At 66.5% G+C, this 13046-nt stretch carries 13 protein-coding genes and 1 pseudogene; 9 read left to right on the forward strand and 5 right to left on the reverse strand.

The features are described from left to right. The 3 genes and pseudogenes from RMQ73_RS12090 to RMQ73_RS12100 form a co-directional block, all read left to right on the forward strand. Window positions 1–371 (forward strand): annotated as a pseudogene (locus RMQ73_RS12090) (threonine synthase); the annotation flags it as partial. Then, a complete protein-coding gene (locus tag RMQ73_RS12095) occupies window positions 368–1609 on the forward strand; it encodes a pitrilysin family protein (RefSeq protein ID WP_310498508.1) in 1242 nt (413 codons plus the stop codon). The pseudogene RMQ73_RS12090 and the gene RMQ73_RS12095, both read left to right, overlap by 4 nt. Next, on the forward strand, window positions 1606–2484 hold the full coding sequence (locus RMQ73_RS12100; protein ID WP_310498509.1) for a class I SAM-dependent methyltransferase: 879 nt from the start codon (window positions 1606–1608) through the stop codon (window positions 2482–2484). Before RMQ73_RS12095 ends, RMQ73_RS12100 begins: the two co-directional genes overlap by 4 nt. Here RMQ73_RS12100 and RMQ73_RS12105 read toward each other — a convergent pair whose 3' ends face one another. From RMQ73_RS12105 to RMQ73_RS12115, 3 genes are all read right to left on the reverse strand, one after another. Further along, window positions 2485–2916 carry a DUF3429 domain-containing protein gene (locus RMQ73_RS12105; protein ID WP_310498510.1) on the reverse strand — a complete coding sequence of 144 codons (432 nt, stop codon included), beginning with the start codon at window positions 2914–2916 and terminating at the stop codon, window positions 2485–2487. 49 nt (window positions 2917–2965) lie between these two features. Next, entirely contained in the window at window positions 2966–3616 is a 651-nt protein-coding gene (locus tag RMQ73_RS12110; RefSeq protein ID WP_310498511.1) for a methyltransferase domain-containing protein, read from the reverse strand. A gap of 100 nt (window positions 3617–3716) precedes the next feature. Beyond that, window positions 3717–5216 carry a M23 family metallopeptidase gene (locus RMQ73_RS12115; protein ID WP_310498512.1) on the reverse strand — a complete coding sequence of 500 codons (1500 nt, stop codon included), beginning with the start codon at window positions 5214–5216 and terminating at the stop codon, window positions 3717–3719. A gap of 505 nt (window positions 5217–5721) precedes the next feature. Here RMQ73_RS12115 and RMQ73_RS12120 point away from each other — a divergent pair. The 6 genes from RMQ73_RS12120 to RMQ73_RS12145 all read left to right on the forward strand — a co-directional run bounded on the left by RMQ73_RS12120 (window position 5722) and on the right by RMQ73_RS12145 (window position 11334). Then, complete coding sequence (locus RMQ73_RS12120) at window positions 5722–8343, forward strand: helicase-related protein (protein WP_310498514.1); 2622 nt, start codon at window positions 5722–5724, stop codon at window positions 8341–8343. A 3-nt stretch (window positions 8344–8346) separates the two neighbouring features. Beyond that, window positions 8347–8667: an RNA-binding S4 domain-containing protein gene (locus RMQ73_RS12125; protein ID WP_310498515.1), complete on the forward strand. Its 321-nt coding sequence runs from the start codon at window positions 8347–8349 to the stop codon at window positions 8665–8667. 81 nt (window positions 8668–8748) lie between these two features. Then, window positions 8749–9087: a ferredoxin FdxA gene (fdxA, locus tag RMQ73_RS12130; RefSeq protein WP_310498516.1), complete on the forward strand. Its 339-nt coding sequence runs from the start codon at window positions 8749–8751 to the stop codon at window positions 9085–9087. Between the two features lie 358 nt (window positions 9088–9445). After that, window positions 9446–9949: a CarD family transcriptional regulator gene (locus RMQ73_RS12135; protein WP_310498517.1), complete on the forward strand. Its 504-nt coding sequence runs from the start codon at window positions 9446–9448 to the stop codon at window positions 9947–9949. 88 nt (window positions 9950–10037) lie between these two features. Next, window positions 10038–10583, forward strand: a complete 546-nt coding sequence (locus RMQ73_RS12140; RefSeq protein ID WP_310498518.1) for a hypothetical protein — start codon at window positions 10038–10040, stop codon at window positions 10581–10583. Between the two features lie 64 nt (window positions 10584–10647). Continuing rightward, on the forward strand, window positions 10648–11334 hold the full coding sequence (locus RMQ73_RS12145; protein WP_310498519.1) for a head GIN domain-containing protein: 687 nt from the start codon (window positions 10648–10650) through the stop codon (window positions 11332–11334). Between the two features lie 60 nt (window positions 11335–11394). On the opposite strand, the gene RMQ73_RS12150 is transcribed toward RMQ73_RS12145, so the two are convergent. Then, complete coding sequence (locus tag RMQ73_RS12150) at window positions 11395–11964, reverse strand: nitroreductase (RefSeq protein WP_310498520.1); 570 nt, start codon at window positions 11962–11964, stop codon at window positions 11395–11397. 55 nt (window positions 11965–12019) lie between these two features. Next, on the reverse strand, window positions 12020–13046 hold a 1027-nt coding region (locus tag RMQ73_RS12155), incomplete at its 5' end, for an amidohydrolase family protein (RefSeq protein WP_310498522.1).

A 13046-nucleotide genomic window follows, 5' to 3' on the forward strand; every position in this document is an offset into this window, starting at 1 on the left:
AAACCAGGCGCATGGCCATCCCCACTGACCAGCTCGCGGGAGCTCATGCGCTGTTTTCATCGGCGCGCATCGACAATGCCGGCATGTCCGGCGCAATGCGCTGGGCGCAGGACCGCTGCGGGATGTTGATCGATCCGCACACGGCCATCGGGCTGGCGGCTGCGTTGGCCGAACCCGGCGATGCCCCGATGGTGACGCTGGCGACCGCGCACCCCGCCAAATTCCGCGATGCCGTCGAGCGCGCCACGGGCCGCCGCCCGACGCTGCCGGCCCGGCTTGGCAATCTGTTTACTCGCGCCGAAGCTTTTGACGTGCTGCCCGCCGATCTGGCCGCAATCGAAGCCTATGTAGCGCAGCGGACGCACACGTGACGGCGCCCTTGCCCCGGATCGAACACGGCGCGGGCGGCCTGCGCGTTGCCACATGGGCGACGCCTGGCGCCGAAACCGTGTCGATTGCGCTGCACGCCGATGCCGGCGCGCGTAGCGAGGCAGCGCCGGTGAACGGCCTTGCCCATCTGTTCGAACACATGGTGTTCAAGGGCACGCAGCAGCGTTCGGCCCGCGCCATAGCCGAGCAGATGGAAGATGTCGGCGGGCAATTGAACGCTTGGACCAGCCGCGATGCCACGGTGTTCCACGCCCGCATGCTTGCCGCCGATTTGCCGCTGGGCATCGACATCATTGCCGATCTGGTCAGCCGGCCACGCTTCGACGCCGATGACCTGGCCCGCGAAAAGGACGTCGTGCTGCAGGAACTGGGCGAAGCGCGCGATACGCCCGACGACATCGTGTTCGACCATCTCCAGGAAGCGGCTTTCCCCGGCCAGCCGCTGGGCCGTTCCATCCTTGGCGACGAGGCCAGCCTCGCGCGCATCACCGCAGATGATCTGCGTGGCTGGCAATCCGACCATTATGCCGCCGCCGGACTGACGCTGGTGGTCAGCGGCAAGGTCGATCACGACGACGTGCTTCGGCTTGCAGATGCGCTGTTCCCGGCGCGCGCTGCCGCCCCCCGCGCCGCGCTGGCGCCCGCAACCTTTTCGGCGGGGCAGTTTCATGATTCGCGCCGCACCGAACAGGCGCAGTTGACCTCGGGCTATCCGGCGCCTGGCCATCATGATCCGATGCACGACGCTGCCGCGCTGTTCACGCTGGCGGCAGGCGGCGGCATGTCGTCCCGCCTGTTCCAGGAAGTGCGCGAGGAACGCGGCTTGGCCTATGCCATCAGCGCGGCCCTGCAACCCTATGCCGACACCGGCCTGCTCAGCGTCCACGCCGCCACAGCGCGCAAGGATGCCGCCCGCGCCCGCGACCTGATTGCCAAGGTGCTGGCCGACACCGCCGCCGGGTTGGAACCAGCCGAACTGGCCCGTGCCCGCGCCCAGGCCATTGCCGCTCTCATGATGGCGCTCGAAGGCCCGCAGGGGCAGGGCGATTATCTGGCGCGCAGCCTGATGGTGCATGGGCGATTCGTGCCGCCGGCCGAAATCGTCGCACGAATCAACGCTGTCACGGTCGATGCTGCCCGCGCTGCCGGCGCCGCAATGCTGTCCGGCCCGCCGGCTCGCGCTGAAATCGGCAGCCAGAAACTGTCCCGCGCCGCGTGACGACACTCAGCGTCCTGATTACCGAACCATGGGCGGACTTTGCGCTGCTCGATTCGGGCTGCGGCCGCAAATATGAGCGTTATGGCGGCCTGCGCTTCATCCGGCCCGAACCGCAGGCCATGTGGCAGCCCGCCAGCCCCGACTGGCAGGCCGACGGCGAATTTGTCGGCGGCAGCGATGAAGAAGGCGGCGGCCGCTGGCAATTGGACGCAAAGGTGCCGGCGCGCTGGCCAATGACGCGCGGGACGATACAAGGGGGGACAATACGCTTCCACGCCTTCAACACGCCGTTCCGCCACCTGGGCTTTTTCCCCGACATGGCGGCGCAATGGGACTGGATGGCGGGCCGCATCCGCCCCGGCCACCGCGTCCTCAACATGTTCGGATACACCGGCGTCGGCAGCCTGGTCGCCGCCGCTGCGGGCGCGGACGTGACCCATGTCGATGCCAGCAAAAAAGCGGTTGCCGCCGCCCGTGACAACGCCGCCTTGTCAGGGCTGGCTGAAGCGCCGGTGCGCTGGCTGGTCGATGACGCGCTGAAATTCCTGCGGCGCGAAGTGCGGCGCGGCAGCAAATATCACGGCATCCTGCTCGATCCGCCCAAATATGGCCGGGGACCGGACGGCGAGATCTGGCAGCTTGAGCGCGATCTTCCCGAATTGGTCAGCCTGGCGCGGCAATTGCTTGCCGATGATGCCAGCTTTTGCGTGCTGACGGTCTATGCCATCCGCATGTCGGCGCTGGCCTGTCTTGCGTTGATGGAACAGGAAATGGCTGGCAGCGGCGGCACCGTCGAAGCCGGCGACATGGCCATTCGCGAGGAAAAACGAGGCCTGCTGCTGCCCACCGCCATCTTCGCACGCTGGAGCCGCTGATCAGGCGGCAATCGCTGCCATCGCGCCCAGCCCCGTCAATGCACCTGCCGTTAATATGGCGCGCAGCCGGGGATACCAGCCGGGCAGGCCGGCAGCAGTCGCGTCCCACAACAGATGCGCCGCCAGACACGCCGCCAGCGCCAGCAACTGCGGCGCGCCCGACGGTGCCAGAAACAGCACCGCGAGCGCCGCCAGCGTCGGCACCATTGCCAGCGTGATGATGACCAGCCGTGGCTGTGGCCCCGCCACCTCAAGCCCCCAGCGCGCCCCGCCCAGAAACGACAGGATAAGCGCGGCATAGCCGGTGACGACCAGCATCAGCATCGGCGCCCAGGCCGGCACCAGCATGGCAATCACCGGCGGCGCCAGAAACGGCACAAGGCCCGCCAGGCCATAGCCCAGCACGGCCACGGGAATCGGATGCATCGTCATCGTGCCCGCCTGTCACGCTGCTGCGCCGCCGTCCATGCGGCAGCCTGTATCATCCCCTGCAGGCGCGCACGCTGGCCGGGTCCGGTCGCTTGCCGGGCTTGAACACCGCGACATAGCCTTGGGTGATATCGGTCAGGCTGACGAGATCATAACCCATGGTGCGCACTTCGCAGGTCAGCAGCGCCTTGGGCATGCCGTGATCCTCGGAAGGGCGGTCCAGATCGACGATGACAATGCGCCCGCCCGGCTTCAGGCTGGGCCGCAGGCGTTCCAGCAGCAGATAGGGCTGCGCGATCTCGTGATACATGTGCACCATCAGCGCCACATCGGTGCTGGCGATCGGCAACCGGGCATTGGCGCCGTTGCCGATCAGGAACTGGACATTGTGCAGCCGCGCCTTGCGGACCCGGCGTTCGAGCAATTGCAGCGTGCGCGGGTCGATGTCCTGCGCCAGCAGCCGCCCGCGCGGGCCGAGCAGCGGCGCCACGCGCATGGTGTAATAGCCGCCGCCGGCGCCGATGTCAGCGACAGTCATGCCGCGCACGATGCCGGCGATGCGGACCACATCCCGCGCTTCGCCAGCGGCATCACGCGCGGCCTCGTTCGACCAGCTGGCGCTGACGACCGGCGCCACCGGGCGCAGCGGCACGGGCGCCGCCCCTGCGGCGATCAGCATCGCGGCAAGCAACATGCCGTTCATGACCGGACACCGCATATCATCGCGCCAACATGCCCTGCCAAGGTGGCGGAATCATGTCGGGTTTCCGGCTGATTCGTGCCTTCTGTATCATGCACCGATTTCAGGCACGCCCACGGCGTTTGTCAGCGGCATTGGCAGAGTCGGGGGCAAATCCAGAGGCAATCCTGGTTGCAGCCGGCGCGCTGCCGGTGGCCGGCACGGCCCGCCAGCGGTTCATCTGGGCCATGAACTGGTTCAGGGCGCGGCCGGTCAACTGGCTGCCACCGATGAACTTCAGCGACACCGGATTGGCCGGCCGGCCGCGCAGCCACACTTCGTAGTGCAGGTGCGGCCCCGTGGACATGCCGGTGGACCCGACATAGCCGATGACCTGGCCCTGCACGACGCGCTGTCCGTTCTTGACGGCAAAGCGCGACAGATGGGCATAGGCCGTCACCAGTTCCTTGGTGTGGCGCAGCTGGATGTAATTGCCGTGCCCGCCGTGTCTGCCGGCAAAGCTGACATTGCCGCTGGCCGCAGCCATGATCGGTGCGCCATGCGGCGCGCCGAAATCCACGCCCTGGTGCATGCGCGAATAGGACAGCAGCGGATGGAAACGCATGCCGAAGCCGCTGGTCAGCCGCGCGCCATCGACCGGAGTTTTCATCAGGCCACGCCGGGCGCCTTCGCCGTCGGACTTGAAATATTCGGCATGGCCGCCCTGCATCAGCCGGCCGACTTCGATCGGTGCCTTGCCGCGCCGCGCGAGCGATGCAAACAACAGGCTGCCATGGCGGACTTCGCCGGTTTCAGCCCTGTCCTGCTCGACGATGATGTCGAACCTGTCGGCCTTGCCGACGCCGCGTTGGAAATCGACGACATAGCCCATGATGCGGGTGAAATCGCCGACCAGCCGCGCCGGAATGCCGGCCGAACGCAAGGCCCGTTGCAGGTTGCCGCCGACGGAACCGGTGACTCGCAGCGGCGTTGAATCGACTGCAATGGGAACACGCTTCAGCGTCAGCGCGCCATCGACACGGGTCAGTTCCACCCGCAGGTCAAAGGCGGCGCGAAAGGCCAGCCGGTCGAGCGGGCGCGGCACGCTTCTGGATTCGCGGCGGCCAAGTACCAGATCGATGTCGGTGCCGCGTGCCAGCCGGCCGGTGTCGGCGACCCCGCGCAACAAGCTGTTCACGGCGCCCATGTCGCTGGCGCTGACGCCGGATCGCCGCAGCGCCGCAGCAAAGCCGGCGCCGCCGACTTCGGCGGACAATTCCAGGCGCGGGCGCTCCGGCGCTTCGGCCAGCGGTGCCAGCATGCGCGGATTGGCGCGCGGCACGGCGCCGGTGACACCGCCGCGTGCCAGCGGCCCGATGGCGTTGATGCGGGCCAGATCATGCTGGGCAGGCGTCAGAGCCGGCGGCGCAATGGTGCGGATCGGTTCGACGCGGCTACCCAGCGCCAGTGCCATGGCGATCAGGCCGGTACAGCCGACCGCGCCGTACCACCATTGCCGGCTGCCGATGTCATGCCCCAGGTCAACGGCAAGCTCGCCAAGCGCGGCGCGCGCCCGCAGCGCGCGCCAGTCGTCGGCAAGCTGCTGCCGCAAAGCTGCGCGCAATTCTCGGCGCCCCTCGGGCGACAGCAACCGCGATCGCGCAGAGGCGCGTTTCCTGGACGCGCCGCCACCAGGCCGCGTGCCAGCGCCAACGTCCAACACGGACGCGCCAACGTCCAACGCGGAAGTGCCGCCTGCCAGTGCCGTTTGGAACTGCGGCTGATACAAGGTGTTCCCCCAAGTCCGAACATTGGACGCACACGCGAACAAGGGCCTTGCCCCGACAGCAGGCCCAGACATCGCCTGATAAAAGACGTGCCCGGCTACAGGCATGAATCGCTATCCCTTGTGTGTCAATCGCGTCACGGCCACTGCCACTATTTCCGGGACGAAGCGATTTGGCCGCATGACCGCTTGCACATGGCCCGCCGCCGTGTCAGATTCCACGTCAAGCTGACACAACGCGAAGGATTGCGATGAGCCGGCAGTGTGGTTTCGATTGCGGCTGCGGGGCTTTGTCGCCCCCCCTTTCGCTGCTCTTGTCCCTGTCATCCTCCAGCCCCAGAACATGCGGGTGACGCAGCGTTCGTTCCTCCCTGCCCGTAGTGGCCCCGGCGGCGCCACCATCACGGCCGTCCTTGGCCCCACCAACACCGGCAAGACCCATCTGGCAGTCGAGCGCATGTGCGGCCACGCCAGCGGCATCATGGGGTTCCCGCTGCGCCTGCTGGCCCGCGAGGTGTATGAACGTGTCGTCGCGCTCAAGGGGGAAAAGCACGTCGCGCTGATCACCGGCGAAGAAAAGATCGTGCCCGAGGGCGCGCGCTATTTTCTCTGCACGGTCGAAGCGATGCCAACCGACCGCGACGTGGCCTTTGTCGCGATCGACGAAGGCCAGGTCGCCGCCGATCCCGAGCGTGGACATGTGTTCACCGACAGGCTTTTGCATGCGCGCGGTTATGCCGAAACCATGATCCTGGGTTCGGAAACGCTGAAGCCATTGATCCGCAAGCTCATCCCCGACGCCGAAATCGTCACGCGGCCACGCTTTTCGACGCTCAGCTACGCCGGGCCGAAAAAGCTGTCGCGGCTGCCGCGCCGCACTGCCATCGTCGCCTTCACCGCCGCCGAAGTCTATGCCATCGCCGAAATGCTGCGCCGACAAAAGGGCGGTGCTGCCGTGGTCATGGGGTCGTTGTCCCCGCGCACCCGCAATGCCCAGGTGGCGATGTACCAGTCCGGCGAGGTGGATTATCTCGTCGCCACCGACGCCATCGGCATGGGCCTCAACATGGACATCGCCCATGTCGCATTTGCCGGTCTGGGCAAATTCGATGGCCGCCGCCAGCGCCGCCTGAGCTTGAGTGAAATGGCGCAGATCGCCGGCCGCGCCGGGCGGTATCAAAAGGACGGCACGTTCGGAACGGTGCAACTTGGCGCCACCGAAAGCTGTGCCTTTGCGCCTGAGGAAATCGAAGGACTGGAAGGGCACAGGTTCGAGCCGTTGACGCAATTGGTCTGGCGCAACCCGGCGCCGGATTTCGGCTCGCTGGCCAGGCTGGTGACATCGCTGGAGGCGCGGCCGACCCGGCCGGAACTGCTGCGGTCCGATGATGCCATCGATCTGGCCGTGCTCAAGCAGCTGGTCGGCGAGCCATGGGTGATGGAGCGGGTACGCGGCCCGCGCGGTGTCGCCCGGCTCTGGGCCGCCTGCGGCCTGCCCGATTACCGCAAGACCGGTGCCGAGGCCCATGCCCGGCTGGTGGCACGGTTGTTCCGCCACATTTCCGAAGGCGATTGCTTTTTGCCCGAAGCCTGGATTGCCTCGGAACTGGCGCATCTCGACCGGCTGAGCGGCGATGTCGAGACGCTTGCCGACCGCATCGCGGGCGCCCGCACCTGGACGTATATCGCCCACCGGCCCGATTGGCTGGCAAACCCCGCAGAATGGGCGATGCGCACCCGCGGCGTGGAGGACCGCCTGTCCGATGCCTTGCACGGCGCGCTGACGCAGCGGTTCGTCGACCGGCGCACGGCCGTGCTGCTCAAGGATCTGGGTGCGCGCGGCGGCGAGCAGCCCGTCGAAATCGATCCTGATGGCAGCGTCGCGGTGGGCGGTGAAGTCATCGGCCGGCTGGACGGCTTCCGCTTCACAGCCGATCCGCTGGCCCGCGCCGGCGAACAGCGCCTGTTGCTGGCAGCGGCCGAACGCTATCTCGTGAAGGAAATGTCCCGCCGGGGTGCTGCGCTGATCGCGGCGCCCGACAGCGATTTCGCGCTGGACTTTGCGGGGCGCATGCCGCCGCGCCTGACGTGGCGCGGCGCCCGCGTTGCCAAACTGCGCAAGGGCCGCGATGCGCTTGGCCCGCGCGTCGAACTTGACCGCGCTGTTGCGGTCCTTGCGGCCGAGGATCGCCGCCGTATCCAGGCGCGCCTCGATGCCTGGATCGTGTCTGCCGTCGCAGGCGCGCTTGGTCCGCTGGTGCGCCTGACGGCGGCGCGCGAGACCCTGTCGCCGGCCGCGCGCGGCCTGGTGGTACAACTGGTCGAAAACCTGGGGGCGATGCGCCGCGAGGTCGCCGATGTCCAGCTTGCAGGGCTGCTGAAGGGCGACCGCCAGGCGCTGGCCCGCGCCGGCGTGCGGCTGGGCACTGCGCACGTGTTCTTGCCGGTGCTGTTGCGGCCCGAACCGACGCGTTGGCGCGTGGCGCTCTGGGCTGTCGCGCAGGACATTGCCGACCTGCCCGAATTGCCGGCGCCGGGCCGTGTCAGCATCTTGGCCGATGACGCGCACCCGCCGGGTTTTCTCGAAGTGTGCGGCTATTGGCGCATCGGCGAGCAGGCGGTGCGCATCGACATGGCCGACCGTCTGGCGCGGCAGATTCACGAACGCCGCGACGGACGCACACCGTTCATTCCCGATCCCAATTGGGCAGCATCGGTCGGGCTCGGCCGCGAGGGGCTGGCGCGGCTGATGCGGGCGCTGGGGTGCCGGCTGCAACTTGTCGATGGCAATCAACTGTTCGCCTGGAGCGGCAAGCCCAGGCCGCAGGCCATGCGCGCGCGGCCGGGCGGACAGACTTTGGGCGCACTGATGCCAGGCGCGCAGAAATCACGGGGGGATGCCAGCGATGCAAGGACGCTGGCGCCGTCGCCCTTCGCCATCCTTGCAGGCATGAAAGGCAGGTAGCATTTGGTCTTCGGGGCAGGGCTCAGGCTCGACAAATGGCTGTGGTTTGCGCGTCTCGCCAAATCACGATCACAGGCCCAGGACCTATGCGAAAGCCGACGTTTGCGAATCGATGGCCGAGTTGTCGAACGCGCTTCGGCCCTGGTGCGGGCCGGGGCAGTCATCAGCTATCCGCGCGGCGATGACATCGTCGTCGTCCGCGTCGAAGGCGTCGCTGATCGGCGCGGTCCCTATGCGGAGGCGCTGCAACTGTACACCGATCTGACGCCCTTGCTGCGCGGCGGGCCCCCTGCCATGACGGGGATGAACGCCGCAGGGCATTGACGGCGGCACGGACGCCCGGTTAGCAGCAGGGGCAACCAAATTTCGACAAGGCGGTATCACGCCGCTTTTCGGGGGAGATTTATGGCCTACGTCGTCACTGAAGCATGCATCAAGTGCAAGTATATGGACTGTATCGAAGTCTGCCCGGTCGATTGCTTTTACGAAGGCGAGACGATGGTCGTCATCAACCCGAACGAATGCATCGATTGCGGCGTCTGCGAGCCGGAATGCCCGGCAGAAGCCATTTTGCCCGACACCGAGGGCGGCCTTGAAAAGTGGATGGAACTGAACGCCACCTTCTCGGCGCAATGGCCCAACATCACCGTCAAGGGCGAAAGCCCCGACGATGCCGATTCGCACAAGGGCGAAGAGGGCAAGTACGACAAGTATTTCACCGCCACACCCGGCGAAGGTTCCTGATACGGCACCAGGGGTGACGAAACGCCGCGCCTGATGCCCGATTCGGGTGCCGGCGCGGCCACTTGTGGGCATGTTCTGGCCCGTTTTGTGCTGAATCCGCGCATTCTGGCGCCAGTTTCGCCCGGCACAACTGGCAAACGCTGCATTTTCCTGCTATGACAACAATGTGACGGTGGCGCCATGCCGCCGGCTCGTTCGCCGGTTGTGCCGCGAAAAACGCTCCCTGTCAGGCGGGCGGCACGCCAGAGGTCGCAAGAGACAGGATTGTTCCGTGTGTTGACGTGTGGACCCGGTGCCTTGCTGTGCACCGGGGCAGCCTGCGTCATCCTGCGGCGCAAAAGCAAAGGAACGCAGCCCCATGGCAACTGCCAAGCCACTCGGTTTTGAAGTCGGTGATTATGTGGTTTACCCCAAGCATGGCGTTGGCCGGGTCGTAGAGATCCAGCGCTCCGAAATCGCCGGCACGGTCCTCGATCTCTTTGTCCTGCGCTTCGAGAAAGAGCGCATGACCCTGCGCGTCCCTGTCGGCAAGGCCGAAGGTGTCGGCATGCGCAAACTGTCGAGCCAGGCCACGCTGAACGAAGCGCTGACCACGCTGAAGGGCAAGCCGCGCATCAAGCGCACCATGTGGTCGCGCCGCGCCCAGGAATACGAAGCCAAGATCAACTCCGGCGACCTTGTCAGCATCGCCGAAGTGGTACGCGATCTTCACCGCGCCGAGGATCAGCCGGAACAAAGCTATTCCGAACGGCAGATCTACGAAGCCGCCATCGGCCGCCTGGCCCGCGAACTCGCCGCGATGGAAAACATCGACGAGCCCGCCGCCCAGCAGAAAATCGAACAGGTCCTCAAGGCTGCCTGATGCCATGCAAGGGCGCAGTCCGTCTGGCCATCTGGCTGGCCGGGCCGCGCCCTTCACCATATCCTTTGCCGCGCCCGACCGTTTGCCCATGAGCGCGCCCGCACCGCTGGCTGCCCGCCTCGCCAGCCTGTTTCCTGCCTTCAAGGGGCTGGTCTATGCGCTGCTGCTGCTCAACATCCTGATATTCTTCATGGCAGACGACGCGCTTGTCCCGCACAAGGCCGTCGACCAGATCGGCTGGGTGATCATCCTTGCCGGGCTCGAATGGGATAGCCGCGCCGCGCGTTCTGCCTCGGTCATTGGTTGGTCGCTGGCAATCGAACTCGTCGGCTATGCCTGTGCGCTTTATGCGCTTGGCCATTACATCGCCGAAATCGACTGGCTCGAAATCATCAATGCGTCGGCCTGGCTGCTGATTGCGCTGCTGCTCTGGCTGGATATCCTTGTGCCGCGCATCGGTGCCAGCCGGCCTGTCGGAGTCATGCGCGCGCTGCTTTATGCCGCCACGCTGGTATGCGCGATACTGTTCGGCGTGCAGGGCAAGCTGCTCGATTTTTATGATTCGGTGCTCTGGATCGTCTGCTTCTTTGTCATCGAGCTGAACATCCTGCGCCTGTCCCGCTCGGCTGGCTGAGACAAGGCTTGCGCCGCGCCTCTTAGCGTATTATGTAAATAATACACATTGGCAGGAGACGGGCGTGAAACACAGCATTGCAGCAGCGATCGGCATAATTCTCGCCGCAAGCACGGCCCAGGCTGAAACGCGCAATTTCCCCGTGGGCAGTTTCCAGCGCATCGATGCGCGCGGCAGCGTTAATGTCGTCGTCAATACCGGCAAGGCTGCATCAGCGCAGGCAACCGGCGATGCCAGCGCGATCGAACGGCTGGTCGTGGCCGTCGAAGGTGACACACTGGTCCTGAGCAACAAGTCCGGCTGGCGCTCCTGGGGCAGCCAGAAGGGCAAGGCGACCATCGCCGTGACCGTGCCGATGCTGACTGGCGGCACCGTATCGGGCGCGGGCAACGTCACGGTTGACCGCATCGACACGCCGCAGTTCACGGCCAGGGTTTCGGGCGCCGGCAACATGTCGCTGCCCAGTTTGAAGGCGAATGTGGCCGACTTCACCGTGTCGGGTGCCGGCGACATCACGGCTGTCGGCACGGCCGGGTCGGTCAAGGCCCGGGTGTCCGGCGCTGGCGACATCACCCTGAGCGCCCTGAAGGCGCAAACCCTGGACCTGTCTGTTTCGGGCGCCGGCGATATTGCCGCCTTTGGGACAGGCACAGCGATTGTGCGCGTTTCGGGTGTTGGCGATGTCACCGTGCGCGGCGGCGCCCGCTGCCAGATCAGCAAATCCGGCATGGGAGACGTCGATTGCCGGTAATGTGCGTCCTGTTTGTCCCGGGCCTTTGCCGCGTAATTGCCAGCCGAATCGATCTCGGCGCTACCAGCGGGCGATGACGGCGTCCGCTGCGGGCCGGGGCCGTTCTTCCAGCGGCTTGGCCTGGCGCCCGATGAAAATGAACCCGGCAATCCGCTCCGGCGCGGTGCCCAGCAGCGCCAGCACGGCGGGCGAATAGGCCGCCCAGCCGGTCAACCAATTGGCGACAAAGCCCTGTGCATGGGCTGCCAGCATCAGATTCTGGATGGCAGCGCCGGTGCTCAGTTCCTGCTCCCACAGCGGAATATGCGATTCGCGCGGGGTGTGCAGCACGGCAATCAGGCAGGGTGCAAAGCTGGCAAATTGTGTCACGGCCTCGCGCTCCAGCCGGCCTGCGTCAGGCTTGTCGGTCAGATAGGCAGCCAGCAACGCTTCGGCAAAAGCCGCCCGGCGTTCGATGACGACAAAGCGCCACGGATTGAGCTTACCATGGTCCGGCACGCGAATCGCAGCGCCAAGCATAGCATCAAGCTGCGCTGCATTCGGCCCCGGTGCATCCATGTCGCGCGCCTTGCCTGACCGGCGGGTCGCGAGCAGCGTCAAGGTCGAGGTTCGGTCGTTGAATGCATCCATGGCGGCGGCTCTAGCGATTTTCTGCCGCTGATCAAACCGCTGATCAAGCCGGCGCTCAGGGCTGCGTCACCACTGCGCCGCCCTTCATCACCAGCACGATCCGGCTGACAGCGCCGATGTCCGCTACCGGGTCGCCGGCCACCACGGCGATATCCGCGAGCATCCCCGACGCGATGCGGCCACGGTCGCCAAGCGCAAAATACCGCGCATTGCCGGCGGTGGCGGCGTGAAGCACTGCGATATTCGTCATGCCATGTGCCGCCATCAGCCGCATTTCCCGGGCGTTGTCGCCGTGCGCGAACACGCCGACATCGCCGCCCATGCACATTTTCACGCCGGCCTTCAGCGCCAGCGCAAATGCCTTGCGGTCATCCAGCACGTCCTGCGGCGCCGGTTCCGCGCCGTTCCAGCCGCGATACCGCGCGATGGCGTCGCCGGCGGCCAAAGTGGGGCACAGCACGGTGCCGCGCGCCGCCATAAGGGCAAAGACCTTGGCATCGCCTTCGCTGCCATGCTCGATGGCATCGACCCCGGCCATCACGGCGCGTGTCATGGCTTCGGGCGTGCTGGCATGGACGGTCACCTGCCGCCCGGCATCATGGGCAGCGCCAACCGCAGCGGTCAATTCGGCCTGCGAAAATGTCGGCCGGCTCGGCTCGCCCCGGCCCCAGCGGTAGTCGGCATAGATTTTGACCACGTCTGCGCCTGCACCAATCTGCCGGCGCAGGGCAGTGACCAGCGCTGGTCCATCGGCTTCCTCGGCACCCTGCGGCACCGGCGCGGCATGGCCCTTGGGACCATAGCTGCCCGGCGCGACAAGGGCGCGGGTGGCGATGATCATGCGCGGCCCCGGCACGATGCCGCGCTCGATCGCCATTTTCAGCCCGGCATCGGCAGTGCCGGCGCCCTCGGTCCCCAAGTCGCGCACGGTGGTGAAACCGGCCAGCAATGTCGCCCGTGCCGCCACCACGGCGCGGGCGGTGCGCAGCGCCTCAGGTTCCTTGAGCACCTGGTCGTCCCACGGCGTCTGGTCATAGGGATACAGGAACAAATGGCTGTGCCCCTCGATCATGCCGGGCATC

Source organism: Sandarakinorhabdus sp. (genome assembly GCF_031430775.1).
Taxonomy (GTDB): Bacteria; Pseudomonadota; Alphaproteobacteria; order Sphingomonadales; family Sphingomonadaceae; genus Sandarakinorhabdus.